The 26,017-nt window shown below is 62.9% G+C and carries 25 protein-coding genes; 17 read left to right on the top strand and 8 right to left on the bottom strand.

Annotated elements, in window-relative coordinates:
- Window positions 1–50: 50 nt before the first annotated feature.
- Window positions 51–248 carry a heavy-metal-associated domain-containing protein gene (locus LPB072_RS00350; protein ID WP_066096838.1) on the top strand — a complete coding sequence of 66 codons (198 nt, stop codon included), beginning with the start codon at window positions 51–53 and terminating at the stop codon, window positions 246–248.
- On the top strand, window positions 245–697 hold the full coding sequence (locus LPB072_RS00345; RefSeq protein ID WP_066096835.1) for a MerR family DNA-binding protein: 453 nt from the start codon (window positions 245–247) through the stop codon (window positions 695–697). The genes LPB072_RS00350 and LPB072_RS00345 overlap by 4 nt, the downstream gene beginning before the upstream one ends.
- On the opposite strand, the gene LPB072_RS00340 is transcribed toward LPB072_RS00345, so the two are convergent.
- From LPB072_RS00340 to LPB072_RS00330, 3 genes are read right to left on the bottom strand one after another with little or no spacing between them, the layout of a single operon-like run.
- On the bottom strand, window positions 694–1,053 hold the full coding sequence (locus tag LPB072_RS00340) for a rhodanese-like domain-containing protein (RefSeq protein WP_066097029.1): 360 nt from the start codon (window positions 1,051–1,053) through the stop codon (window positions 694–696). The genes LPB072_RS00345 and LPB072_RS00340 overlap by 4 nt on opposite strands.
- 18 nt (window positions 1,054–1,071) lie before the next feature.
- On the bottom strand, window positions 1,072–2,436 hold the full coding sequence (gene chrA, locus LPB072_RS00335; protein ID WP_066096833.1) for a chromate efflux transporter: 1,365 nt from the start codon (window positions 2,434–2,436) through the stop codon (window positions 1,072–1,074).
- Complete coding sequence (locus tag LPB072_RS00330; protein WP_066096829.1) at window positions 2,433–3,374, bottom strand: chromate resistance protein ChrB domain-containing protein; 942 nt, start codon at window positions 3,372–3,374, stop codon at window positions 2,433–2,435. The genes chrA and LPB072_RS00330 overlap by 4 nt, the downstream gene beginning before the upstream one ends.
- 185 nt (window positions 3,375–3,559) lie before the next feature.
- Between LPB072_RS00330 and LPB072_RS00325 the strand changes: the two genes are divergently transcribed.
- From LPB072_RS00325 to LPB072_RS00310, 4 genes are all read left to right on the top strand, one after another.
- Entirely contained in the window at window positions 3,560–4,189 is a 630-nt protein-coding gene (locus LPB072_RS00325; protein ID WP_066096826.1) for a Spy/CpxP family protein refolding chaperone, read from the top strand.
- A 142-nt stretch (window positions 4,190–4,331) separates the two neighbouring features.
- Entirely contained in the window at window positions 4,332–5,546 is a 1,215-nt protein-coding gene (gene ubiM, locus LPB072_RS00320) for a 5-demethoxyubiquinol-8 5-hydroxylase UbiM (protein ID WP_066096823.1), read from the top strand.
- A 134-nt stretch (window positions 5,547–5,680) separates the two neighbouring features.
- Window positions 5,681–6,607 carry a histone deacetylase family protein gene (locus tag LPB072_RS00315; protein WP_066096821.1) on the top strand — a complete coding sequence of 309 codons (927 nt, stop codon included), beginning with the start codon at window positions 5,681–5,683 and terminating at the stop codon, window positions 6,605–6,607.
- 112 nt (window positions 6,608–6,719) lie between these two features.
- On the top strand, window positions 6,720–9,398 hold the full coding sequence (locus tag LPB072_RS00310) for a bifunctional acetate--CoA ligase family protein/GNAT family N-acetyltransferase (RefSeq protein ID WP_082877199.1): 2,679 nt from the start codon (window positions 6,720–6,722) through the stop codon (window positions 9,396–9,398).
- A 309-nt stretch (window positions 9,399–9,707) separates the two neighbouring features.
- On the opposite strand, the gene LPB072_RS00305 is transcribed toward LPB072_RS00310, so the two are convergent.
- A complete protein-coding gene (locus LPB072_RS00305; RefSeq protein ID WP_197508883.1) occupies window positions 9,708–10,658 on the bottom strand; it encodes a prenyltransferase in 951 nt (316 codons plus the stop codon).
- Between the two features lie 176 nt (window positions 10,659–10,834).
- Between LPB072_RS00305 and minC the strand changes: the two genes are divergently transcribed.
- The 3 genes from minC to minE are packed head-to-tail and all read left to right on the top strand — an operon-like array spanning window position 10,835 to window position 12,770.
- Window positions 10,835–11,641, top strand: coding sequence for a septum site-determining protein MinC (gene minC, locus LPB072_RS00300; RefSeq protein ID WP_066096813.1), 807 nt, complete (start codon window positions 10,835–10,837; stop codon window positions 11,639–11,641).
- A 48-nt stretch (window positions 11,642–11,689) separates the two neighbouring features.
- The gene (gene minD, locus LPB072_RS00295) at window positions 11,690–12,505 is read left to right on the top strand and encodes a septum site-determining protein MinD (protein WP_066096810.1); all 816 of its coding nucleotides are present in this window, start codon (window positions 11,690–11,692) and stop codon (window positions 12,503–12,505) included.
- 4 nt (window positions 12,506–12,509) lie between these two features.
- Entirely contained in the window at window positions 12,510–12,770 is a 261-nt protein-coding gene (minE, locus tag LPB072_RS00290) for a cell division topological specificity factor MinE (RefSeq protein WP_066096808.1), read from the top strand.
- 32 nt (window positions 12,771–12,802) lie between these two features.
- On the opposite strand, the gene LPB072_RS00285 is transcribed toward minE, so the two are convergent.
- Window positions 12,803–15,466 (bottom strand): chemotaxis protein CheW, encoded by a 2,664-nt coding sequence (locus LPB072_RS00285; RefSeq protein ID WP_082877198.1) that lies wholly within the window; start codon window positions 15,464–15,466, stop codon window positions 12,803–12,805.
- Between the two features lie 243 nt (window positions 15,467–15,709).
- Complete coding sequence (locus LPB072_RS00280) at window positions 15,710–16,519, bottom strand: helix-turn-helix transcriptional regulator (protein WP_066096802.1); 810 nt, start codon at window positions 16,517–16,519, stop codon at window positions 15,710–15,712.
- A 132-nt stretch (window positions 16,520–16,651) separates the two neighbouring features.
- Here LPB072_RS00280 and LPB072_RS00275 point away from each other — a divergent pair, with 132 nt between their 5' ends.
- From LPB072_RS00275 to LPB072_RS00240, 8 genes are all read left to right on the top strand, one after another.
- Window positions 16,652–17,512 carry a phytanoyl-CoA dioxygenase family protein gene (locus tag LPB072_RS00275; RefSeq protein WP_066096799.1) on the top strand — a complete coding sequence of 287 codons (861 nt, stop codon included), beginning with the start codon at window positions 16,652–16,654 and terminating at the stop codon, window positions 17,510–17,512.
- Window positions 17,513–17,571: 59 nt separating this feature from the next.
- Window positions 17,572–19,275, top strand: a complete 1,704-nt coding sequence (locus tag LPB072_RS00270; RefSeq protein WP_066096796.1) for an ABC1 kinase family protein — start codon at window positions 17,572–17,574, stop codon at window positions 19,273–19,275.
- Window positions 19,276–19,358: 83 nt separating this feature from the next.
- On the top strand, window positions 19,359–20,864 hold the full coding sequence (locus tag LPB072_RS00265; protein ID WP_066096793.1) for a M48 family metalloprotease: 1,506 nt from the start codon (window positions 19,359–19,361) through the stop codon (window positions 20,862–20,864).
- Window positions 20,865–20,882: 18 nt separating this feature from the next.
- Complete coding sequence (locus LPB072_RS00260) at window positions 20,883–21,656, top strand: hypothetical protein (RefSeq protein ID WP_066096790.1); 774 nt, start codon at window positions 20,883–20,885, stop codon at window positions 21,654–21,656.
- A 394-nt stretch (window positions 21,657–22,050) separates the two neighbouring features.
- Window positions 22,051–22,377 carry a hypothetical protein gene (locus tag LPB072_RS00255; RefSeq protein ID WP_231943369.1) on the top strand — a complete coding sequence of 109 codons (327 nt, stop codon included), beginning with the start codon at window positions 22,051–22,053 and terminating at the stop codon, window positions 22,375–22,377.
- A 27-nt stretch (window positions 22,378–22,404) separates the two neighbouring features.
- Window positions 22,405–22,659 (top strand): translation initiation factor IF-1, encoded by a 255-nt coding sequence (gene infA, locus LPB072_RS00250; RefSeq protein ID WP_056265133.1) that lies wholly within the window; start codon window positions 22,405–22,407, stop codon window positions 22,657–22,659.
- A gap of 250 nt (window positions 22,660–22,909) precedes the next feature.
- Window positions 22,910–23,362 (top strand): MerR family transcriptional regulator, encoded by a 453-nt coding sequence (locus LPB072_RS00245; protein WP_082877189.1) that lies wholly within the window; start codon window positions 22,910–22,912, stop codon window positions 23,360–23,362.
- A 17-nt stretch (window positions 23,363–23,379) separates the two neighbouring features.
- Window positions 23,380–23,841: a PaaI family thioesterase gene (locus tag LPB072_RS00240; protein ID WP_066096784.1), complete on the top strand. Its 462-nt coding sequence runs from the start codon at window positions 23,380–23,382 to the stop codon at window positions 23,839–23,841.
- On the opposite strand, the gene LPB072_RS00235 is transcribed toward LPB072_RS00240, so the two are convergent.
- Together LPB072_RS00235 and LPB072_RS00230 are read right to left on the bottom strand one after the other, a co-directional pair.
- Window positions 23,835–24,863 carry a patatin-like phospholipase family protein gene (locus tag LPB072_RS00235; RefSeq protein WP_066096779.1) on the bottom strand — a complete coding sequence of 343 codons (1,029 nt, stop codon included), beginning with the start codon at window positions 24,861–24,863 and terminating at the stop codon, window positions 23,835–23,837. The genes LPB072_RS00240 and LPB072_RS00235 overlap by 7 nt on opposite strands.
- A gap of 21 nt (window positions 24,864–24,884) precedes the next feature.
- A complete protein-coding gene (locus tag LPB072_RS00230; RefSeq protein ID WP_066096776.1) occupies window positions 24,885–25,988 on the bottom strand; it encodes a 3-deoxy-7-phosphoheptulonate synthase in 1,104 nt (367 codons plus the stop codon).
- Window positions 25,989–26,017 lie beyond the last annotated feature (29 nt).

Here is a 26,017-nt window from a genome sequence, read left to right as displayed (position 1 = left end):
TGTCAAGCCTCAAGATCGGGACATCCATCCACTCACTTCGAAGACCCACCATGAACCAGACTTTCACTGTGCAAGGCATGACTTGCGGCCATTGCGAAAAAGCCGTCACCACCGCCATCAAAACGCTGGATCCAGATGCCCAGGTCAGCATCGACCGCGCACAGAACCGCGTTGAAGTGACCACCGAACAAGCGCGGGAAACCGTGGCAGCCGCAATCAGGGAAGAAGGCTACGAAGTCGTGTCATGAGCAAGATGAGCAGCGCCACATCGAATGAAGCGTCGCTCGATGCGGTGTTGGCATGGCCGGTCAACATCGGTCTGGCCGCGCAGCTCTCGGCCATCTCGCCAAAGATGCTGCGCCACTACGAGTCGTTGAACCTGTTGGGCGATGTGGTGCGAACAGAAAGCAACTACCGCCAGTACAGCCTCGCCGATGTGCACACCCTGCGCTTTATCCGACGCGCCCGTGACATGGGTTTTGGCCTCGACGCCATCACCGAACTCGTGGGTCTCTGGCACAACCGGCGCCGCAGCAGCGCCAGCGTGAAACGCATCGCCCAAAAGCACCACGACGAACTCGCCCAACGCATAGAAGCCTTGCAAGCCATGCAGCGCTCGCTCGACAGCCTGCTGTGTCACTGCCCGGGCGACGACAGACCGGACTGTCCGATCCTCGACGACCTCGCGCAGATTTAGGCGCCTGCCGGACTTGGCGTGCCCACAGGCACCCGGGTCAGCGTTTGAGTGGGCAAGCCAGCACCGACCCAGGCGCCATAGCCGCCCGTCAAACAGGCCACATCACGACCCATCACATTCAAAGCGGTGGTCAGCGCCTGGCTTATTTCCTGCCCGTGTGCGCAATACACCACCACCGGTTTGTCGCCAGGCACGCTGTCTTTCCAGTCCAGCCACAACGCAGGATCAAGCCACTGTGCACCAGGCAAAACCCGATCTCCCGCGCTTTTCAGCGCCTGCAGCTTGCGCACATCCAGCAGCGTGAAAGACGAATGATCGGCGAGGCGCATGGAAAGCGCTTCGGCTGAAATGTGCATCACATGCATCTCCCGTGTTCATACAAAAAGGCGGTAGGCCAGGCCCACCAACGCACACACCGCGATCACGTGGATCACCTTGCGCTGGTAGCGCATCAATGCCACCGCCGCTCCCAACGAGATCACCACCGATACCCAGTCAATCGATCCCGCAAAACCCTGCGGCCACCACACGTGGTAGCCAAAGAACAGCGCCAGATTCAGGATCACGCCCACCACCGCCGCCGTGATGGCCGTCAACGGTGCGGTAAAGCCCAGTTGCCCATGGGTCGACTCCACCAGGGGACCTCCAGCCAGAATGAACAGGAACGACGGCAGGAAGGTGAACCAGGTCACCAGAACCGCCGCCGTGGCGCCGGCCAGAAACACCGCATCGGGACCAAACACCGCCTTCACATAACCACCCACAAACGCCACAAACGCCACCACCATGATCAGCGGCCCGGGTGTGGTTTCCCCCAGCGCCAGCCCGTCGATCATCTGGCTCGGTGTCAGCCAGCCGAAATGCGTCACGCCACCCTGGTAAACGTAAGGCAGCACCGCGTAGGCGCCACCAAAAGTCAACAACGCCGCCTTGGTGAAAAACCAGCCCATCTGGGTCAATGTGTGGTCCCAGCCCAGGATGCCGGTCAACGCCATCATGGGCACGGCCCACAACACCGCGCCCACCGCCACCACCCGCGCCAGGCGGCTCCACTTGAACAATGCGTGTTCGGGCGTGGGCGTGTGGTCATCGATCAACGCGGGCACGGAAGAGAGGTTTGCCTTGTCATGGCCAGCTGCGTTGCCACTGAAGGTGGCAGGTGACCAACGCGAACCCGCATAACCCACCACAGCGGCACCCAGAACGATGAACGGAAACGGCACCTGCAGCGCAAAAATTGCCACAAATGCCGCCGCGGCCACCGCCCACATCGCACTGTTTTTCAGGGCCCGCGAACCAATGCGCACCGTGGCCTGCACCACGATCGCCGTCACCGCCGGCTTGATGCCATAAAACAGGCCCGCCACCCAGGGCACATCACCAAAGGCGATGTAGACCCACGACAAGCCGATCAGAATGAACAGCGAAGGCAAAACAAACAAACCGCCTGCCACCAGGCCACCCCAGGTGCGGTGCATGAGCCATCCGATGTAGGTGGCCAGTTGCTGAGCCTCGGGGCCGGGCAACACCATGCAGTAGTTCAGCGCATGCAGAAAGCGCCGCTCCGAAATCCAGCGACGGCGCTCCACCAGCTCCTGGTGCATGATCGCGATCTGACCGGCAGGCCCGCCAAAGCTGATAAACCCCAGCTTGAGCCAGAACCAGAACGCCTGGGTCAGGCTCACCGTCGGCAGCGTTTTTTCTGCGCCCGCTCCAGCTTCGGGATGGTTCGTGTTCATCTGGCTGGTGCCTCGCTGGAAAAACTGACCAGCAGGCTGTCAAACACCAATCCGGCGGCGGCCAACAGGGCGTTGTCATCCCCGAATTGCGAGCGCAAACCCGTCAACACCGCTTCCAGCCCCACCGCTTCTGCTGGCTGCAAGCCCCCTGCATCCAGGTAGTGCACCAGGGTCGCCAGACGCGCCAGTCCAGGTTGCTTCAGATCGAAGCTGGCCATCAGCACCTCAAATGTCACGCAATGCCCCACATGCGTGAAGTCGGCCCCGTCAAAGTCAAAGCCCAGCGCTTTCGCCGGCCGGTCGGCCGGGTCGGCCAGCCAGCGGATACGCGCCTTCGGGTCGATAAACCGCTGAATCAGCCAGGCACTGGCCAACCGATCTGCCCATGGCCGCTCTCGTGTCACCCAGGTGCGGCCCTGGTGATCGGCAAGGTGCCGGGCCGTGATTTCGCCTGCCGTGACCTGAGGTTCGTTGGGTGACATTGCGCGGGCACATGCCAACTCCAGCGCCGTCAACTGGGCATCGACCTGGGCCTGGGCTGATCCAGGAAAAAAGTCCATGGTGGTGATGAGTGCAAAACTTTTGCGCAGCTTGCGCGACACCTTGAGCTGCTCAGCCGCGGTATCGACCGATACCCGCGAAAACGCTCGCAAGGTCTCTTGAGACAGGGCCTCGTAATCCCCGCTGCGATCAAACAAGGGCTCAAATTCGGTGTCATCGGGCGGCTCCACCCGCATCACCAGCGCGGTGCCGCCAGCGGCCACCACATCTGCCGCCAAAGCCTCAAAACCAGTGCGGCAAGCCTCGTTCCCGGGGAGCAGGTAAACCCCATCGCGCAACACCGCAGCACCCGACGCTTTGAGCGCTCGCCAGGTGCGCATGCGCACCGTGGAATTCGCCGTGGGCAAGCTGGTGATCAATGAAATCCAATGACTCATGTTATTTATTCTACAGTTTTGTTTATATTGTTACCTATATAAATCGGAACGAATCTTTACAAGCCAGTCACAGAGCACCACACACCCGAAACACGCCCGTCCGAAACTAAAGCCATTCCACAGCGCTCCAATCCCCTGACGGCACTGTGTGAACAGGGTTCTTCCACCATTCAAGAAAGATCATCATGAAACTGAATTTCAAGTCCACCCTCATCGCCACCTCGATTGCAGCCGGTCTGTTCGGCGTCTCGGCTTTCGCGGTCGCCCAGAACGCCGATGGCAAAACACCAAACACCGAGATGCGTGCCCAGCACATGGCGCAAAAGGCCGATGGCAAAGGCGAGATGCACAACAAGCACCGTGCTGAACGCATGGAAAAAATGCAGAAACGCATGGCCGAACGCCAGGCCAAACTCAAGGCAGAACTCAAGCTCGCCCCCGAGCAAGAAGCCGCCTGGACCGCGTTTGTGGAGCGCACCGCCCACGAGCCCCGCATGGCGGGCAAGCGAGACGGCGCCCAGCGTGAAGACTGGTCCAAGCTGACCACGCCCGAGCGCCTGGACAAAATGCAGGCCCGCCACGCCGAGCGCAGCGCCGAAATGACCAAACGCATCGACGCCACCAAGAGCTTCTACGCCACGCTCACCCCTGAGCAACAAAAAACCTTTGACAGCCAGAGCATGCGCGGATTCCAGCGTGCGGGCATGAAGGGTGGCAAACGCGGCATGGGCAAGCATGGCCATCACCACGGTGAACACATGGACCACAAAAAGGGATCCAGATCAGCCGAAGACATGCCAGCCAAGACAAGCTGAACCAAGGGCTCCCCGGAGCCCGCAGCAGCAAACCTGAAACAGGCAGCCCCGCACCCGCGGGGCTTTTTTCTGGGCCATCCGACAAGCCTCGCTTGACCTGAGTCAAGCGCCGCCACCCTGCGCCGGCGTAAGCTGCCGGGCCATGCACCACGATCTCCTCATCATTGGCGCCGGTCCCGCCGGACTCAGCCTGGCACGGGCATTGCGCGCCAGCGGCATGCGCATCGCCCTGATCGAACAGGCACCCCGCGAAGCCTTGGCACATCCCGCTTTCGACGGCCGCGAAATCGCCTTGACCCAGCGCAGCGCACAACACCTGCGCCAGCTCGGCATCTGGCCCTTGCTGGGCAATGAACACATCGCTCCGCTGCGCGATGCCCTGGTGCTGGACGGCGGCGCAGGCTCGCGCCAGCCAAGCATGACCATCAGCCACACGCTGAGCCCCAAACCGGAACTGGGCTTTCTGGTGGCCAACAACCGCATCCGGCAGGCGGCGTTCGAAGCCACCATGTTGCCTACCGATACCAGCGGCACGCCACCCGACCTGCATTGCAACAGCCCCGTCACCCACATCCATACCGATGCCCAGGGAGCCACCATCACGCTGGCCAACGGCACCACACTCACCGCCAACCTGGTCATCGCCGCCGACAGCCGCCATTCCACCACCCGCCGCGCCATGGGCATTCCCGCCGATCTGCACGATTACGGGCGCACCATGCTGGTGTGCAACATGACCCACGAACAACCCCACCGTGAAACCGCCTGGGAATGGTTCGACCATGGCCAAACGCTGGCCCTGCTGCCCATGAACCCCTGCCCGGTCAGCGGCCAACCACGTTCCTCCGTGGTGCTCACCCTGCCCCACCAAGCGCTGTTGCCCCTGATGGAACTGACCGAAACCGAATTCAACACCGCCATCACACGGCGCTTTGCCCACCAGCTTGGCGCCATGCAGCTGAGCAGCACGCGCCACGCCTATCCGCTGGTCGGCGTCTGGGCGCAGCGCTTTGTGGCCGAGCGCTTCGCTGTGGTGGGCGATGCCGCCGTGGGCATGCACCCAGTGACCGCCCATGGCTTCAACCTCGGCCTGCGCAGCGTGGAAACCCTGGCCCATTTGCTCACCACCGCCCGCCAAAAAGGCCAGAGCATCGCCGCGCCCGAGCTTCTGCGCCGCTACCAGACCCGGCACCGTTTCACCAGCCGCGGCCTCTACCTGGCCACCCACGCTTTGGCCACGCTCTACACCCGCGAAGAAGCCCCGGCCCGCTGGCTGCGCCGCGCCATGCTCGGTGCAGGCGAACGCTTCACGCCGTTCAAGCGCGCCGTGGCCGCGTCATTGACCGGCTTGCACTGAACGGATCTTGCCGTCTGAAGCCACGCCTGCCTTGTTTTGCATCAAGGCAGTTGTCAGCTTTCGGGATTAATGTGAATCTTCAACGCCGAGCACACCCACCCACGAGGTTTGCCGGCCACAGGAGACCCAAGCCCATGTTGTCCGCCTACATCACCCACAGCGATTGCGCCCTGCACGACATGGGCAACCACCACCCCGAATGCCCCGAGCGCCTGGGCGCCATCAACGATCACCTGCTGGTCAAAGGCCTGCTCGACTACATGATTCCGTACGATGCGCCCCTCGCCACACTGGCGCAACTCGGAAGGGCCCACGCTTCGAACTACGTCAACGAACTGATCGACGCTTCGCCCAAAGAGGGCCTGCACGCTGTCGATCCCGACACCAACATGAACCCCCACACCCTCACCGCCGCCCTGCGCGCGGCCGGTGCGGCGGTGGAAGCCACCGATCTGGTGCTGGCTGGCAAAGCGTCCACCGCCTTTTGCTGCGTGCGCCCGCCCGGACACCACGCCGAACGAAGCGCTGCCATGGGTTTCTGCTTTTTCAACAACGTGACCGTGGGCATTCGCCATGCACTGGATGTGCACAACCTGGAGCGCGTGGCCCTGGTCGACTTCGATGTGCACCACGGCAACGGCAGCGAAGACATCCTGCGCGGCGACGACCGTGTGCTGATGTGCTCCATTTTTGAGAAAGGCCTGTACCCGTTCAACGGCGAAAGCGCCGTGGGCGACAACATGGTTAACGTGGGCCTGCCCTCGCGCAGTGGCAGCGATGCCTTTCGCGAGGCCGTCACAAAAGAATGGCTGCCCAGGCTCAACGCCTTCAAACCCCAGCTCATCTATGTCTCGGCCGGCTTCGATGCCCATCGCGAAGACGACATGGGCAACCTCGGCCTGGTCGAAGCCGACTACGAATGGGTCACGCAACAACTGATGCGCGTGGCCCAAGAACACTGTCAGGGTCGGGTGATTTCATGCCTGGAAGGCGGCTACGTGCTCAGCCCGCTGGCGCGCAGTGTGGCAGCCCATGTCAAGGTGTTGATCGGCGCCGACTGATCCGGTACAACCCCAATTTCTACAAGAAGCAGCGAGACAACGCGAACAACCGCGCCCAAAAACCTTTGCTATTTCACACACAGGCCAACACCTGATGTGCCATTCTGTTCTCATGGACAAACACTACCTCACCCCCCTGTTCCAGCCCGAAGCCATCGCGGTTTTTGTGGGCAAGAGCGGCGACACCGACAACCAGATACCCCAAGCCCGCGCTCTGGTTGAATTCATCACCGCCCAGCGCTACAGCGGCAAGCTGATCTTCATCGATCCCCACACCACCGGCACGCTTGCCGACCTGGCCCAGACGCGTGCCGATCTGGCCATCATTGCCTTGCCACCCGACGAAGCGCTGGCCGCACTGGAAGTGGCCGGTCGCATCAAATGCAAGGCCGCGCTGATGATCGGCAGCGGCGTTGCCGCCAGCGAAGCCAATCAGATGCACCAGGTTGCCAAACGCCATGGCATTCACCTGCTTGGCCCCAACAGCCTCGGTTTTCAGCGGCCCCGCCTGGGTCTCAACGCCAGCGTGGTCGGACCACTCGCCACCAAAGGGCCGTTGGCGCTGATCTCCCAGTCAGGCGCGCTCACCGCATCCATTCTGGATTGGGCCGGCCAGAACAACGTGGGTTTCTCCACCGTAATTTCGATGGGCCCCAACACCTCCGTCGACCTGTCCCAGGCGCTCGATTTCCTCGCCTCCGATGCCCAGACCCACAGCATCGTGGTCTACATGGAAGGCATATCCAGCGCCCGCCGCTTCATGAGCGCCCTGCGCGCCGCTGCCAACGCCAAGCCGGTGGTGGTGCTCAAAGCCGGACGCAAAAAAGCCGGCAATGAAGCGGCTCAAACCCACAGCGGTGCGATCGTAGGCAGCGACGAAGTTTTTGAAGCGGCTTTGCGCCGCGCGGGTGCTGTGCGGGTGCGTTCGTTTGTGGAACTGTTCTCGGCGTCCAAATGCCTGGCCTCGCGCTACCGACCGGTTGGCAAGCGCCTGGCCATCGTGACCAACGGCGGCGGCCCGGGCGTACTGGCTGCCGATTGGGCCAGCGAAATCGACCTGGAACTGGGCAAGCTCTCGCCCGAAACCGCTGCTGAACTGAAACCCAAACTGGCAGCCCTGGCTTCATTGAACGACCTCATCGATCTTTCGGAGGAAGCCACCGCCGAACACTACCGTGCTGCCATCGATGCAGCGGGCCACGACAAAACTGTCGACGGTGTCTTGGTGGTGCATTCCCCCAAATCGGGCATCGACGCAGCCGACATTGCCCGCGCCATGGCCGATTTGAAGGACCGCCTGGGCAAACCCCTGTTGTGTTGCTGGATGGGCGACGCCTCGGTGGGTGAAGCGCGCGATGTGTTGGGGCAGGCTGCCATTCCCGCCTTTCGAACCCCCGAAGCTGCCGTGGGCGCCTTTGGCAACATTGCCAGTTTCTACCAAAACCAGCAACTGCTGCAGCAGACGCCCCCGCCTCTCACCCACCTGGCCAAACCCGATCTGGAGGGTGCGCGCCTGCTGATCGAAAACGTCCTGGCCGAACGCCGCAAGGTGCTGACCGAAATGGAGTCCAAAGCCCTGCTTTCAGCCTTCCATATTCCGGTCACCCAGACCATCCTGGCCCGCAGCGCCAACGAAGCCATGATGATCGCCACCCAGCTGGGTTACCCCGTGGCGCTCAAGATCGACTCACCCGACATCAGCCACAAAAGCGATGTCAATGGCGTGGCGCTCAACGTGATGAACGCGGTCGGCGTGCGCGACATTTACCAAAACATGATCCAGACCGTGAGCAAGCTGCAACCCGGCGCGCGCATCAACGGGGTCACGATACAGAAAATGGCCAGCAACAAACGCGGCCGCGAACTGTATATCGGCCTGGTGACAGACGACCCGTTTGGCCCGGTGATCGCATTCGGCGCTGGCGGCACCATGATCGAGCTGATCAACGACCGCGCCATGGCTTTGCCACCACTCAACCTCTTCCTTGCGCGCCGCCTGATCGAGCGTTCGCGCACCAACGAGACCCTGGACGCCTGGAGAGGCGCCACAGCCGTCGATCGCGAAGCCCTGGAGCATGTGCTGCTCCGTGTATCGGAAATGGCCTGTGAGCTGCCTCAGCTGCGCGAGATGGACATCAATCCCATCATCGTCGACGAATCGGGCGCAGTGGCTGTCGATGCGCGCATAGTGATCGACAACGCGTCGGCTTCTGCACGTAACTACGCTCATCTCGCCATATTGCCCTACCCTGCACGCTACGAACAAATCTGGCCCATGCGCGGCGGCGGCGAATACACCATTCGCCCGATCCACCCCGATGACGCCGAAATGCTGCAAGAACTGGTGCAAAACCTGTCATCCGAGAGCCGCTACTTCCGTTTTGTGTCCTCCATGAAGGAACTGCCTTCGTCCATGCTCTCGCGCCTCACACTGATCGACTACGACAGCGAAATGGCCTTGGTGGCGATTCACAGGGAGCGCAAAGACGGCCCCAATGGCGAATCGGTGGAGATCCAGCGGGTGGTGGGCGTCTCGCGCTACATCACCAACCCCGACAAATCCAGTTGCGAGTTCTCGCTGGTGGTTGCCGATGACTTCAATGGAAAGGGTCTGGGTTCGCGTCTCATGCTCAGCATCATGGAAGAAGCCCGCGACAAAGGACTCGATGAAATGGAAGGTCTGGTCCTGGCCAACAACACCGGGATGCTCAAGCTCATGAAAAGCCTCGGGTTCGTGGCCAAACCCTTCCCAGACGATCCCGATTTCAAATTGCTGACCCACACCCTCTGACGGCATCTTTCACGTCAGAGGGCCCATTTCAACGCCGTCCGGCTTTGCCTGGCGGCGTTTTTTGTTGGCGCTTTCTATTCTTCTATATCTTTATTTCAAATTAGTAGCAGTAGTAGAGGGCGCTGTTTTTCTGGGATAAGTCTGTTTTTTCGTTTGAAATCAAAAAACTATTGAGGATCAAAGTCTGTGGTGAGAAAGGTCTTGCCCGAACACACGAATGGGGACAACTGCCGGGATCAGGCTGAGGCTGTGGATAACCATGGGGTTGTTAAAAAATTATCCACAGGGTTGTGGGTATATCGGTGGGAATCATCGCGACAGAGCCATCTGGCCAAATCCCCAGGCCATGCCCAGGCCGTGCAGCAAGGTCGCCGCCACGGTCAGGGCCAGGGCGGGTTTGAGGCGACTGGGTTGCCGGGCATGGCGTGCCAGGATGAGCCAGGCCGCCAGCGACAGTGGCAGCGACACCAGTCCCCACAGTGCCGGTCTGGGTGGGATCAACAGCCATACGCTGGTGGCCAACCAGCCATGGGCCAACACCACCAGGCAGCCATACAGCGCAATGGCTCTGTTGACGCCGAGCCGGACCACCAGGGTGCGCTTGCCCACCTGTGCATCTCCCTGTGCATCGGGTATGCCGTTGATCACCAGCAACGCGGCCACCATCATGGCCAGGCTGGCGCCCGCGCTGGCCGGAATCACGAAGAACTGGCGTCGTTGCACATAGTCGGCCCCCACCACCACCAGAAACCAGGCCAGGGCCACGGCCAATTCACCCAGCCCGCGCGACATCAGTTTCATCGGTGGTGCCGAATAGGCCCAGGCGAGCAACAAGCCTGCCAAACCGAGCAGCAGCACACCCGGCCCGGCTTTCACCGCCAGCAACAGGCCGGCGGGCACCAGAAAGATCAGCAGCGCCTTGGCCAGATCGCCGGTCTGTTTTTCGCTCACCACGCCGTTCTGAATCAACCGGGAACCCCCGGTAAAGGGAAAAACCCCTTGGGTATTGGCCGCGTCGGCGCCGTTGCGGGCATCGTGCCAGTCGTTGAGCACGTTGCCTGTGGCGTGGGCCATCACCGCCAGAGCGGTGGCGCTCAAGGCCAGAGGTATGTCGAGACCGCAACCACAGGCAGCAGCGGTGGCGGTGCCCAAGGCACAGGCCACCACCGTGAGCAGCAGAAAGGCCGGGCGTGTCATGCGCCACCAGGTCAGGGGAGGCAAGCGGGTTTCGGTCGGTATGGGCGGCTGCGGCGTGTTCATACAGGTCAGTATGAAAGGCCTGTGCCGGGCGCGCCATGATCTTTATCGCCCCTGCATCGATGCCCGGGGCCCGTCACAAGTCGACACTTTCCGTCTATTTTTGGCCGGTCCCGACTGGTAAACTGCCTCTCCAGGCGGCTGTCCCATCCCGTATCAGCCCGTCTTTGCAACGATTCATGTCCACCATCCTCAGCGCCAGCGCCCCCACCTCGTTCGAAATCAAGAGTGCCAATCTGCCATTGGTGGCCTTGTTGCTTAAATCCACCGATCTGGAGCAACTGAGCCGGGAACTGGCCCAGCGCTTTGGCGACATGCCCGATTTTTTCGACAACGATCCGCTCGTGGTCGATCTCACCCCCCTCACCGCGGGCGAGAGCGAAGGCTTGTCAACGGCACTGGATTTTGCTGCGCTGATCGACTTGCTGCGCAGCTACCGCTTGCAGCCTTTGGCCGTGCGCGGCGGGTCGGATGCCCAGACGGAGGCCGCTTTGTCTGCTGGCTTGATTCAGGCCCAGGACGCCATGGTGCAGCGCAGCGTGCCTCAGCGCGAAGCCTCGGCGGAGCCGGTGCATGAGCCCCCTCAGGTATCCGCACCGCAGCCCGCTGTGGCGCAGGCCGCGCCAGCGCCCGCACTGGCCGCCATGGTGATCGACAAGCCCTTGCGTTCGGGCCAGCAGGTGTATGCCCGCGGTCGCGACCTGGTGGTGATGGCCATGGTGAACCCAGGCGCTGAGGTCATCGCCGATGGCCACATCCATGTGTATGCACCATTGCGTGGCAAGGCCATTGCGGGTGCGAGGGGCAATGCCGACGCGCGCATTTTTGCGTTGGTCATGGAGCCCGAACTTATCTCCATCGCTGGTATTTACCGTACCAGCGAAAATGCCTTGCCCGACAGCGTGCAGGGCAAAGCCGCGCAAGTGGCCTTGGCGCCTGACGACGATGGCACCGACAAACTCGTGATCAAACCCATTGGCGCCTGATCGCCTCCCGACCGTTTTCATTTCCTCGACCGAGAAAGAGCCTTCACCATGACCCAGATTGTTGTCGTTACCTCCGGCAAAGGCGGCGTGGGTAAAACCACCACCAGTGCCAGTTTTGCTTCTGGCCTTGCCTTGCGCGGTCTCAAAACCGCCGTCATCGATTTTGACGTGGGCTTGCGCAACCTGGACCTGATCATGGGTTGTGAACGCCGCGTGGTGTATGACCTGATCAACGTGATTCAGGGCGAAGCCAACCTGAACCAGGCATTGATCAAAGACAAGCAGTGCGACAACCTGTTTGTGCTCGCCGCCAGCCAGACGCGCGACAAAGACGCGCTGTCACAAGAAGGCGTGGAAAAAGTGTTGAACGACCTGACCGAGATGGGTTTTGACTACATCGTCTGCGATTCGCCCGCAGGTATCGAAACCGGTGCGCTGATGGCCATGCACTTTGCCGACGAAGCGCTGATCGTGACCAACCCGGAAGTCTCCAGCGTGCGCGATTCGGACCGCATCCTGGGCATGCTGGGCAGCAAGACCAAGCGCGCCATGGAGGGCAAGGACCCGATCAAGGAGCACCTGCTGATCACACGCTACAACCCTGGCCGTGTGGCCGAGGGCCAGATGCTGTCACTGGAAGACATTCAAGACATTCTGCGCATCAAGCTGATTGGCGTGATTCCCGAGAGCGAGTCGGTTCTGAGCGCCTCCAACCAGGGCACGCCGGCCATCCACATGAAGGGCACCGATGTCGCCGAGGCATACAGCGATGTGATCGACCGCTTCTTGGGCGCCGAGAAGCCACTGCGATTCATTGACGCCGAGAAGGCCGGGTTCTTCAAGCGCGTTTTCGGGAGGAAGTAAGCCCATGTCGTTCCTTTCATTCTTTCTTGGCGAGAAGAAGAAAACCGCCAGCGTCGCCAAGGAGCGGCTGCAGATCATCCTGGCGCACGAGCGCAGCAACCTCAACGCTGAAGAGCCCGATTACTTGCCAGCCCTGCAGCGCGAGTTGGTCGCGGTCATCAGCAAATACATCAAGATCAACCCCGACGACATCAAGGTGCAACTGGAACGCCAGGACAACCTTGAGGTGCTGGAAGTGAAGATCGAGTTGCCCGACCGCAAATAAGACTGGGCCCCGGTCGCCCGGGGCCAGGCCCGTCAGCCATTCACGGCCAGGGCGCCCAATGCGTCATTGGCCGGTTCGCGAAGCGGGCCGACATCCAGCGATGGGCCCTCGATGTGGCCCTCGTTTGCGGGAGCGACGGCTGCTGCGGCCAAATCACCGCGCAAACAGGCGTGGATCGCATTCACGTCCAGCACCGGCACCAGCACCTTGCCGCCTTGGGCGCTGATGATCTGCTTCACGAAACCGCCGCTCGGGGCCTCGCCTTGCAGGTTCTGGATTTGCCCGGGCAAGAACTCGGGCACACCATGCAGCCCGCTGACCAGCAGACCAATTTCAACACCTTCGCTGCGGGCGATCAGCACCTGACAATCCGCCGTGCTTTGTGTGGCTTCGCCGCGCAACACCCCCAGCAGGTCGTAGACCCAGGCATAGCGGGTGGCCTGGTCCTTTTCCTTCACCGCGATCACGCCCAGGCGGTTCTCGCTGTGGCCGGCGGCCACCGGCGCAATGTCCGCCGCCGGCAGCGCTTCCCGAACGCAGTGGGCCGGCAAGGCCTGCAATGCGCCGTCGAGGAAAAAGGTCGCGAACTGCTGGCCGTTTTCCACGTCCGAGCTGAACACCGCGTCGTCGTGGCGTTCCTTGCCGCGTTGCTGGCCCAGGGGGTTGACGGCGCCCAGCCATTCGAGCGTCACCGCCAGCACGTCCTCTCGATACCCATCGCTGGTCTTGAACTCCCGGTAGCCGCTGGACGCCGAGCAGGCCAGCACCGCGTATTGGCCCCGGTGTTCGACGATGCGCGAGGCCGAAGCGCCCGGCGCCAGATTGCGCATCGTTTCCGGCAAATCGAGCTGGCTGCCGGTGGGGCAGTCGGGGTCGATGCTGGCGATGACACGGCCATCGCGCAGGGCGTACATGGCTGTCTGTGAGCCGTCGGTGGTTTGCAGTCCGTCGCGCAACATGGCTTGGAATTCCGGCTGGGCATCGAACACGATGCCGATGCCACCGATCACGCGGCGTTCGTCCTCGGGGTGGCGGATGGCCGCGTGATAGATGTAGGTCGACCCACCCTCGTACAAATCGCTGGAGCGGAAGGGGCTGACGTGGTAGCTCTGAGCGTTGGGCAGACCCAGCACCGCGGAGAGGCAGTCTGGATCGATGCACTGGCCCATCATCCCGGCCTGACCGCTTTGGCCGCGAAGGCTTTCCGCCACGATGCGCCCGCCCGCGTCGTAGACCACCAGGCGGGTGTACACCGTGTAAAGCGCATGGATTTGTTTCAAGACACCGGTCATGGTGGCTTGCGGGTCAACCGCTTGAGCCTCGCCGGCGTCCACGCCCGCCAACGCGCGCTGGAGCTCGGGCGACATCGCCCACCAGCGGCAGTCGTCGCTGCGTTCGTACAGATTGCGGTCCAGCAGATCGACCTGCAGGTGGGTGACGAATTCGGCCTGGCTCATCGCGCTGCCCAGTACCGTGTTGTAGAGGTCGTTGATCGAATGGGTGAACAGCGTGTCGGTGCGCACGCCCGCTTCACTGATCTGTTCCAGAATCGTTTTCAGCTTGCTCAGGTCCTGGTCGCCGGTCTGGCTGGCGGTCATGACCTGGCCGTTCCAGACCACGCGCCGGATGGCCTGCGCTGCGGTGACGATGGCAAACAGCGGCGGGCAGAACTGACGGGCGTGGGTGAGCAGGCCCTGCGCCATGTCGGCCGGCAGGTGGTCCAGCGCTTCGTCGCGGCGACCGCTGAACGCCACATCCACCGGCACCATGACCTGGCCCTGCCAGCCGGGCGGGCCGGGGTAGTCCTGGTAGCCTTCGGAGCGCGCGGTTCGGATCAGGTACTCCCGGCCCGCGAACATGAAGCGTTGGGCCGAATGGTCGGGGTTGGTCGGCACCGCGCTACCGACCGGCACCCATTGCCCATCGGAACTGGCCATTACCTTGCCTTGACCGTCGAGCAGCAACATCACCGAGCGCTCCTCGGGCGTCTGGCGGGCTCGGAAGATGCCCTCCATTTCGTCATCGAAGTTGAAAGACAGGCAGAGCAGGCCGACCACCTTGCCGTTGCCGTCATGCATGCGCCGAGAGTAAATGAGGGCACTGCGTTGGTGCGGCCGCAAGTCGCTGGCGCGGCAGGTTTCCACATGGCCGTCGCTGGCCAGCGTCTGGGCAATCAGGGCATCACTGCTGTGGTCCAAGGGAGAGGTCGCATCGATCTGGGCCCGCACATGGCCTTCGGTGTCGAGCATCAGGATGTCGTTGTACACCGTGTACTTGTCACGGTAGGCGCGCAGCCGGTCGGTGATGCTGTCGCGGTCGCCCTGGTCGCCGGCGAGGTAGTCGCACAGCACCCGGTCGGTGGCCAGAAAGCCCACATCGGCGGTGCGCTCGAAGAGGTTGCGCACGATGATGTCCGCCACGTGCTGGGCCTTGATGCCGATGGACTGCAGCACCGTGTCGACCCGTTCCTGCACCAGGCTGCTCACCAGCTCGCCTTCAAGTTGCTCAAACCCTTGCCGCGTGGCCGACATCATGGGCAGGATGCTGCGGGCCTCGCGGGCGCAGTTGATTTTGGCGCTGGATTCGATCATGCGCCAGGTCGCGTTGAGTTCGCGCAAGGATTGGTCGCAGCGCGTGACCGCGCGCATGTGAGGAAGAAAGCCGTCGATTTGCCAGGCTTCGATGTGCGATGTCATGTGGTCGTCTCGGGGCTGATGGAAGTGTGAAAAAAGGGCCTTGGCGGCGCGCAATGCTGCGCCGCAACAACGCTTGTTCGGCAACCCCTGGCGATGGTTAAGTGTTTTTGTCTGTTTTTTTTGACGGCGCACAAGTGCGGTGCGAGAGTTGGGCGAAATGCACTTTCGCAGGGCGTGTTTTTGGTGCTGTGCGCCAGGTTGGCGCATGGGTTTCAAGGTCGCAGGCGCTTGCTGTTGCGCGGGCTATGGTGACGAAGCGTCGGGCCAGAGGCAGCGCAAAAACAGCTCGCCCAGCGTGGAAATACCGAGCTTGGCGAAGGCGCGTCGCCGCAGCGTGTTCACGGTGGACAGTTGCACACCCAGGTCGAGCGCGATGCCGGGGTTGGTCATGCCCCTGAGCGCGCGGGCACACACCTGTTGTTCCCGAGCGCTGAGTCGGCCGGGCAGCAAGGCCAGCCGCTGCTCCAGCGCGGCGTTGTCGGGACTCGCCACCTGGCGCCAGGCCTGGGGCGGCCGCCATTCGAAATGGCGGCGCAACACGGCGGCCAACAAGCGCGCGCCGGCCGCCCAGACCGCCAAGGCCGTGGCGTCGAACTCGCCGGCCTGGCGGTCGCGGTAGAGGTTCAAAGCGAACCATCGCTCACCCGATCGCGCCAGCAAGGACACGCGATCGGCCAGCGCGAAGCGGTTGTACAGGGCCAAGGTTTGGTCGCCGGGCGCGATGTCGGTTGCGCGGCGGCGCGTGGTCAGCACATCGTCGCGCGATGCGCCAGCGGCGCTCATCGCGCGGGTATTGGGGTCCCAGCGGTGCAGGCCGCCGGCGCGGGCCATTTGCCCTGCGATCTCGGCCACCGATGTGCCGCCCAGGCTCTCGGCCATGACCTGGTGTGGCTGCAATTGCGCATCAAAAACGAAGGCCGACAAGTGGGCGCATTGAAGGGCCGGCGCCCATGCTTCCAGCAATGCCGCGCCCAGACCGGGTGTGCCGATGGCGCCAACCAGGGTGGCGGTTTGATCGGCGTCCAGCGCAGCAGTTGTTGGGGCGTGGGGCATGGGCAGGTTGGGCGTTTTGTCGCATGGCGAGTGGACAGACAGGCGACGCTTTCTTGCCTATTCTCGGTCAGTGTCGGCGAACCACATGGGCGCAGAAACCCGGGCCGCCATCCTCAACCTCAGGAGACAAGCATGCTAGCCACCGCAACCCCCTTTGCCCCACCCGTCATCGACGACGCCATGCGCGCCGACTATCGGCGCCACGGCGTTGTCATCGTCCGCCAGGCCATTTCGCCAGCGTGGGTCGATCGCATGGGCCGTTTTGCCCAAGCCCAGCTGGACGCGCCCAGCCGCTGGGGCAACGATCAACCCGAAACCCCGGACACGGGCGGACGCCTGTTCACCGACCGCTACCTCTGGCGCACCCACGATGACATGCGGGCGTTCGCCTTCGAGTCGGGCGTGGCCGGGCTGGTCGGGCAACTGATGGGCAGCCACACCGCGCGCCTGTATTTTGATCATCTCTTGATCAAGGAACCGCGAACCCTGGCGCCCACACCCTGGCACCAGGATGTGCCCTACTGGCCCTTCCAGGGGCGCCAGATCGCCTCGGCCTGGGTCGCCCTGACCGACGCCACGGTCGAGGGGAGCGCGATGGAGTTCGTGCGCGGCTCCCATGCCGATGGCCGTGTGTACCGACCCGAGGTGTTTGGCAGCGCGGAGAAGAGCGTCAGCGCTTCCTGGCAAACCAAAAGCCAGGCCGAGCGCGTGCCGGACATCGAAGCGAACCGCAGCGGGTTTGACATCACCGGCTGGGACATGCGCGCGGGCGACGCGGTCGTGTTTTCGGCCTGGGTGCTGCACGGTGCGCGCGGCAATGCCTCGACCGCGCAACGGCGCGTGGCGCTGTCCACCCGCTGGCTGGGCGACGACGCGGTGTGGGCGCCCACCGAGGGCACCGACCCGACCGTGACCCAGGCCGATGTGTGTGTGGCGCCGGGCATGCCACCGCACGACAACGACCGCTTTCCGCTGGTGTGGCAAGCGGTTTGACCCGGTCCGGCTGACGCGCCGCCGCGTGCACCCGTCGGGCGCGGGTCTATCATCTGAAGATGTTGATTGAAACCCTTGGCGCCGCCCGCGATATGGGCCGCCTTAATGAGATTCTGGGTGTGCTGATTCGCCATGGCTTTGGTGACAGTGTGCGCCGCCTGGGGCTGGCCGATCGCCTGGCTCAGGCGGGCCATGTGCTGCACTGGGAGACCGCCGCCGATCTGGCGCGCATCGAGCCCCCGGTCCAGATTCGGCTGGCATTGGAAGAGCTGGGGCCTACTTTTGTCAAACTGGGTCAGATACTGGCCGGCCGCGCCGATTTGTTTGGCCCAGCCTACATCACCGAATTCGAAAAACTGCACAGCCGGGTGCCTCCGGTACCGATGTCGGCGCTGCGGCCCCAGTTGTGTGAAGACCTGGGTGGCGAGCCCGAAACCGTGTTTGCCCGTTTTGACACCGAGCCTCTGGCGGCCGCTTCCATCGCGCAGGTGCACCGTGCCCAGCTGCAGGATGGCACCGAGGTGATCGTCAAAATCCGCCGGCCAGGCATTGCCCAGGTCATTGATGCCGATTTGCGTCTGCTGGCGCGCCTGGCGGCGGTTGTCGAGGCCGAGTTGCCCGCGTTCAAGCCGTACCGGCCTCAGCAACTGGTGCGCGAGTTGGCGCGTTCGCTCAAACGCGAGCTGGATCTGGCCAATGAATGCCGTCAAGCAGAACGCATTGCCACCAATATGGCGGTGCTGCCCTGGATTGTGGTGCCGCGCGTGCACTGGGCGCACACCAGCGAACGGGTCAATGTGCAGGACCATGTGAACGGCGTGCCCGGTTACGCACTGGAGCAGTTGAACGAGCAGGGTTTTGACCGCCAGCTGCTTGCCCAACGTGGTGCCCAGGCGGTGTTGAAGATGATTGTGGAAGACGGCCTTTTCCACGCCGATCCGCATCCGGGCAACGTGTTTTACCTGGCGGGCAACCGCATCGCGTTCATCGATTTCGGCATGGTCGGTCGCTTGAGCGTGCGCCGCCGCGATGAACTGCTGGCACTGTTGCTGGGCCTGGTCGAGCGCCAGCCCCAGACCGTGGCCGATGTGTTGCTCGACTGGGCGGGCGATGACCATGGCGCGAACCTGGGGGCGCTGGAGTCGGAGCTCGAAGAGTTTCTCGATCAGTACCATGGCGCGCCACTCGCTGAACTCAACCTGGGTCAGATGCTGGCCGATGTGACCACCATCCTGCGCGAGCATGCTCTGGGGCTGCCTTCCGACATGGCCTTGCTGATCAAGGCGTTCATCACGCTGGAAGGCATGGGTCGCAGCCTCGATCCGGCGTTTCACATGACCAGCGAAGCGCTGCCCCTGCTCAAGAAGGTGGTGCGCGGGCGCTACCAGCCCAGGGTGGTCGCCGAGCGCGCATGGCAAACCCTTCGCCGCACGCTGGCGGTGGCCGAACAACTGCCCCACGATGTGTCGCGTCTGTTGCGCAACGCGCGGCGTGGCCGGTTGCAGGTGGGCATCGAGGTGGCGCATTTGAAGCGCGTGGGCGATCAGCTGGACCGTTCGGCGAACCGCCTGGCCATGGCCCTGATCATCGCGGCGCTCATCATCGGTTCGTCCATCGTCATGACGGTGCAGGGCGGCCCGACCTTGTTTGGTCTGCCGGCCTTTGGCTTTCTGGGCTTCATGGGTGCGGTGGTGGGCGGTTTGTGGCTGGTGCGCGCCATCTGGCGCAGTGGCCGTGGCCAGGATCACGGACAGGAAGACTGAGCGACTGCGCGCCCTTTCAGCCGGCCTATGATGCACCGTGGCCCTGGCGCCACGCGCCATTTCGCCCTTTCTGGAGAGAGTTCATGTCCGTTTCATCACGCTGGTTTTCGATCACCCTTGCCTTGTCTGTTCTGGCCGGCTGCGGCACCAATGTGGTCAATCCGGTCACCGGTAAAACCGAGCGCAGCGCCATGGACGAGCGCACCGAACTGGCCGAAGGCAAAAAGGCGCATGAGCAGGTCAAGCAGGAATACGGGATCTACAACAACCCGCGTTTGCAGGCCTATGTGAACGAAGTGGGGCAGAAGCTGGCGGCGCAATCGCACCGCGCCAACATTCCCTGGACCTTCACCCTGCTCGACAGTCCCGAGATCAATGCCTTTGCGTTGCCCGGTGGTTATGTCTACATCACGCGCGGCATCATGGCTTACATGGAGAGCGAGGCCGACATGGCCGGTGTGATTGGCCACGAGATCGGCCACGTCACCGCGCGCCACGGTGCGCAGCGCGCGACACGCCAGCAGAATGCAGGTCTGGGGGTGTTCGCGGCGACCATTCTGGGCGCCGTGCTGGAAAGCCAGGGCGTCTCGGGCGCCACCGAACTGGCCGGCCAAACCGCGCAAGGCGTGGCCGCTGGCTATGTGGCGAAATACAGCCGCGAGCAAGAGCTGCAGGCCGATACGCTGGGCGCCGAATACCTGTCTCGCACACGTTATTCGCCAAGCAATATGGTTGATGTGATTCAGGTGTTGAAATCGCAAGAGCAGTACGCGGCGGATGTGGCCCGCGCTGAGGGGCGCCAGGTACAGGATGGCAACAGCTGGCTGGCATCGCACCCCAGCAACGACCAGCGCCTGGCATCGATTCGCCAGATCGCGGCGCAATACAAAGGGACCTATGGCGACGATGGCCGCGAGCGTTTCCTGAAAATGATCGATGGCATGAACTTCGGCGAAAGCCCCGACCAGGGGTTGACCCGCGGTCAGAATTTCTACCACGCGGGTCTGGGAATAGCGCTCACCGCGCCCGAAGGCTGGCGCATTCAAAACGCGCCCGATGCGCTGACCTTTCTCAGCCCCCAAGGTGACGCCGCGCTCAAGATGATTGCCATCCCCCCCAATGCAGGCAACACACATGACGAGGTGTTGCGCAACGCCTTCAAAGCCACACAGGGCAAGGTCACACGCGGGAATGTGAATGGCTTCCAGGCCACCCACTATGTCGGCAGCCGCCAGGTCAACAACGGCCAGGCGCAAGCCTTTGAAGCGACCATCGTGACCGGCCCGCAGCAACGGCACTACGCACTGGCCTACCTGGCGGCCGATGCCAACGCCCGCCAGCGTGCCTTCCCGGCGCTCAACGCCGCCGAAAAATCGTTTCGCGCCATGACCGCAGCCGACACGCGAGATGCCCGGCCGTGGCTGGTGAGCGTGGTGCCGTTTCCGCGTGGTGGCTTTGCCGAGCTGGAGCGTCGCAGCGCCGCGGTGCCGCAGGTGGATCGCCAACTGCGCTTGCTCAACGGCCTGTATGGCGACAACAGCAAACTGCGCCCTGGCGACCTGGTGAAGATGGTGGTGGAGCAGCGTTGAGCGGGTGTTGACTGACCGATGGAACAGGAAGACCCGTCGCCCTTCACGCCGCCCGCGGTCAGCCGGGTGCCCACTTTCCTGGTCGCATTGGGCCTGGGTGCGGCGGTGTTCGCGTGGTGGCAATTGAAAGACCGGTGGCCTGCGCGCGAAACAGAGGCCTCCGCCCAGACTGCGACTGCGAAGCCGCCATCGCGTCGCGATACCACCCCATCACCCGGGGTTGCAGCCCGCAGTCCGGGTCAACTGGCGGCAAAAGCGGAACCGGAGCCGGAGCCGTCGCTGGCCTGGGTACGCTGTGAGTCGAAAGGGCAGATTGTTTACAGCGACCAGGCTTGCGAAGGGACAGGAGCGCAGAAATCCACCTCGGCCAATACCCGGGCGGCGTTGAGCACCGTGCACCCGGGCTCCGGCCAGAAGACCACGGCCACGATTTACCGGTGCAAGGGGTTCTCGGGCACCGTGTTTTGGTCAAGCACCCATTGCAACCAGAAGGATGCCTTGATCGATCGCGTTGTGACCGTGCCGCGTGGCCTTTCCTTGCAGCAGCAAATCCGCGTGGCCGAGCGGTCTGTGCCGCGCACTGCGCCTCCCGTAGCGGCGCCTTCAACAAGAAGGGCCGCTCAACCGGCTGCATCGGCCGTTTCGCGACGCGAAGTCGAATGCACCACGCTGGATGAAAGCATCCGACAGATCGATGCGCGGGCACGCCAGCCGATATCGGCGCCGGAACAGGACCGGTTGCGTGAGAGGCGCAGGGCTGCTCGGGACCGGCAGTTTGCGCTGCGCTGCTGAGCACACGCCGGCAGCTGAAACCAGTTTTCAGGCCATTCAAGCACGATTTTCCGCATCGTGGTACATTAACTGGTTCGCCATGGGCGACTGGCCGCGTTCAGGCTTTTGCTCAGACGCATCTCCCCCGACAGACTGTTTGAAACAGTGGGGTTGCCGGTCCGGCCCTCCTTGGCGTGCCACCGGCGCTTCTCTCACAGCGCTGTGGCCTTTAATCCCGCTGCTGTCTCCGCCTTTGTCATGGTGGAAACAAAGAGCCGGATCGTAGGGTGTCTTCACCTGACCGATTCAGGGCACTGCAGCGGTGTACACCGGCGCCTGGGGCTGCCACATGTGGTTTTTCGGGTGCAATGCGCTATCGACCGTTGGTCTTCGCGCCCCGCCCATTGATAATTTGATGATTCATACAACAACAATTTCGACAAATAAAAATACGTCAGGCACGAAGCAAGTGTCGCCGCTCAATTTGGGTCAGTACCGCATCGCGGCTTGCCCGCGCGCATTGCCCTGTGGTCGTTTCGCAGCGCAGGTGTCCATTGCCAGTGGCAAGGGCAGCGCGAGCACCGATCGCGTGATGCGCTTCGTGGACGACTTTCCGACCTTTGATGCCGCAGCCCATTACGCGGTGGCACAAGGCATTGACTGGGTCAAGAACGTGCTGAGAATGCGCGACCGACCTTACACCGCAGCGGTGCTGACGCCTGCTAACCCTATCTGTATCTGATTGAAGCAAGCACAGGAGTATTGAAGAATGGCCAAAGAAGAACTGATCGACATGATGGGCATCGTCAACGAGGTGTTGCCCGACACCCGTTTTCGCGTGACCCTCGACAACGGACACCAATTGATCGCCTATTCGGCGGGCAAGATGAAAAAGAACCACATCCGCATCCTCGCGGGTGACCGTGTTTCTCTGGAACTCTCGCCTTACGACCTGACCAAGGGTCGCATCAATTTCCGCCACATCGAAGGCCGTGGCCCCATGGTGCCGCGCAAGCCTCGCTGAAACTGCCCAAGAAAAAGCACCTCAAACCCTGGCGGTTTGAGGTGCTTTTTTGTTTTTGAACGGTTCTGGACACCTGAACAACCCGGCGGCTTTTGGCTAGTTCCGATCCTGTTCACACAGGCTCAAGAGGGTGCGCATTGGTCGCCCTGAGAGTGGGTTCTGGCCAGTTGGTGATCCAGTCGGTCGAAGCGCTTGGCGACCTGCGTGAATTGTCCCAACGGCGTCACCCCTTCAACCTTCGGGCAACCCGATGCTTGTTAGCCTTGTCGGCAATATGCACATCACAGCCTTTTCCCTCCTGACCCGTACCTCGGTTCATGCCTTGCGGCACTACGAGGCGATTGGGTTGCTGATTCCTAAGCGTTTGCCCGGCAACCGCTATCGCGACTACGGACCTGAACAAGTGAAAGAGGCCGTCTTCATCACGATGTCGCGTCAGGTTGGTTTGGGGCTGGCCTTGATTGCCGAGCAACTGCCGCGCTATCGGGCTGGGACATTGCGGCCTACGGACATGATTGAAGCATTGAACACCCGGCGCGATGAATTGGAAGCGCAAATCGAGGTCCTCCATGCGCAACGCACGATGGTGGTTGAACACGCGCTCTGGATCGAGGAGCGGTCGAAACGCCAACGTCAGAGCCGGACCCAGGCCAAACCCTGGCCAGCCACCCCCAGGCGCAGTCCCACTGGCCGAAGCCGTTGATTTCAGGAGCCATCAATATGACATTCAAAAGCCCGACACCCTCCAACGTGTCGCCCGAGCACCTGTGGCAGATCGAGCAACGGGTGCTTGCCATGCCCATGGCCAAAACGTTGGGCCTGCGGTATCTTGAGTTACAGGCGGGGCAGGTGGTGCTGGAGATGCCTTACGCCGACGCGTTCAGTTTCATGCCCGGTGCCCTGCAGGCCACGCCGGTGTTTGCCGTGGCGGACTTTGCGGCGGTGTCGGCTGCGGCGACCTTGCTGCAGCCAGGCTGGAGCACTGCAACCAGTGACACCACACTCAAGCTGGTGGCGCCCGCCGTCGGCGCAGCGCTGCGGGCTCGAGGCCGCGTGATCAGTGCGCGCAAGATGCAGACCGTGTGCGCAGCGGATGTGTTTGCTGTGGGCCGCGACGGTGAAGAGTCCTTGTGCGCGACCCTGCTCGCGACCGCCGTCCATCGGGCGCCACCGTCTCAGTAAAACAGGTGGCCCAGGTCGACACTGCTGCGGTGGCCGATGTCGCCGTGGTGGGCCTTGAGCCAGGTGGCGCCGTGGTCTCGCCCGAGGTCGAACAGCATCTCGAAGAACTGCATGTTGGCGGCGGCCTTGCTCTCGGTGCTGAGTTCGCTCATGACCTGGCTGGCTTCGATCACATGGAAATGGGTCTTGAGGAGCTGGCGCTCCAGCAAACCGCGGCGCCACCACGAACTGCCTTCCAGGCTCTCGCGCAGGTGCGCGAACATGCGCATCTCGCGCAAAAACGTGGCGTTGAAGGCCAGCTCCATCATGCGGTTCTTGATGTCGCTGGCCGATTTGGGCGTGGCGCTGTGTTTGAGTGGCGACAGCATCACGAGCAGGATGTCGCTGGCCTGGCATTCGTGAAACAACGGGAAGACCGCCGGGTTGGCCGCGTATCCGCCGTCCCAGTACGGCTCGCCGTCGATGACCACGCTGCGGTGCATGGTGGGCAGGCAGGCCGAGGCCAGCACGGCGTCGGCGTGGAGCTCGTGGTTGCGGAACAGGCGCAGCTTGCCGGTGTTGGCGTTGGTGGTGGCGATGAACAGCTTCACCGGGCTCCGGGTACGCAGGCGTTCGAAATCCACCTGCTTCAGCAAGATGTTGCGCAGCGGATTGAGGTCAAAGGGGTTGAGCTGTTCGGGTGAGAAGTAGTGCGTCCACTGCAGCATCAGGCGCATGGTGGGCGCCAGGCGAACGCCCTTGCCGTCGGCAGATGGCACCGCCACTTCAAAGGGCGTGCTGCCCGCCACGGCGGTCCAGAATGCGCGGAGCGCCTCGCGGGCGCCATCGTTTCCATCGGCCAGCAGACCCTGTGCCAGCATCACGGCGTTCATGGCCCCCGCGCTGGTGCCGCTCACGCCGTCGAGCCGCAAGCGCCCGTCTTCCAGTAAGGCGTCGAGCACGCCCCAGGTGAAGGCGCCATGGGCGCCCCCGCCTTGCAACGCCAGATTGATGGCGGGGGGATGGCGTTGCAGCAGGCCCATGGCGGTGGCGGGTTGGGGGCTTTAGCGCCCCGCGCGCCGGGCGCGCACGGCGGCGGCGAGTGACTGGAGCACCGGCACCGTTTGTTCGAAGCTGATACAGGCATCGGTCACGCTCACGCCATGTTGCAGCGCCTGACCTTCCACCAAATCTTGCCTGCCCTCTTGCAGATGGCTCTCGATCATGAGGCCGGTGATGCGTGCATCGCCACCGGCAATTTGCGCCGCCACGTCGGCTGCCACCTCAATTTGTTTGTGGTGTTGCTTGCTGCTGTTGGCGTGTGACACATCGACCATGACCTGCTCGCGCAGGCCCGCACCCTTGAGCAATGCACAGGCTGCGTTGACGTCGCTGGCGCTGTAGTTCGGCGCTTTGCCGCCTCGCAAAATCACATGGCAATCCTGGTTGCCGCGGGTCTCGAACACCGCCGCCTGGCCCATCTTGGTCATGCCCATGAAGGCGTGGGCCGCTTGCGCGGCTTGAATTGCGTCGCTGGCCACCTTGATGCCACCGTCGGTGCCGTTCTTCAAACCCACCGGGCAAGACAGCCCGCTCACCAGCTGGCGGTGGCTCTGGCTCTCGGTCGTGCGGGCGCCGATGGCGCCCCAGCTGACCAGATCGCTGATGAATTGCGGCGACAGCAAGTCGAGAAACTCGGTGCCCACCGGCAGGCCCAGTGCCAACACGTCGAGCAACAGCGCACGCGCCAGTTCCAGCCCTTCGTTGATGGCAAAACTGCCGTCCATGTGCGGGTCGTTGATGTAGCCCTTCCAGCCCACCGTGGTACGTGGTTTTTCGAAATACACCCGCATGACGATGAGCAGATCGTCTTCCAGTGCATCGGCCTGCGCTTTGAGCAGGTGGGCGTAGGTGAGGGCCTGGTCGTGATCGTGGATGGAGCAGGGACCGACGACAACGATCAGTCGATCGCTGCGACCGTGCAACACGTCTGCAATCTCGCGTCGGCTGCGCTCCACCAAGGCTTGCGCCGGGGCGGGAGCCGGCAACCACTCTTCCAGCAGCGCGGGCGTGATGAGCGGGCGCACCGCGCCGATGCGCACATCGTCAATGCGGGTGGTGTCGTGGGTCGAGGCGGGCGTCGGGTGGGCGTGGGTATGTTGGGGCATGCGGCATTGTCGCAGCCTGGCCCACTTGC

This window comes from Hydrogenophaga crassostreae, from assembly GCF_001761385.1.
Taxonomy (GTDB): domain Bacteria; phylum Pseudomonadota; class Gammaproteobacteria; order Burkholderiales; family Burkholderiaceae_C; genus Hydrogenophaga; species Hydrogenophaga crassostreae.
Note: the sequence above shows the minus strand (reverse complement) of the source record. Positions and strands in the feature narration are given on the sequence as shown.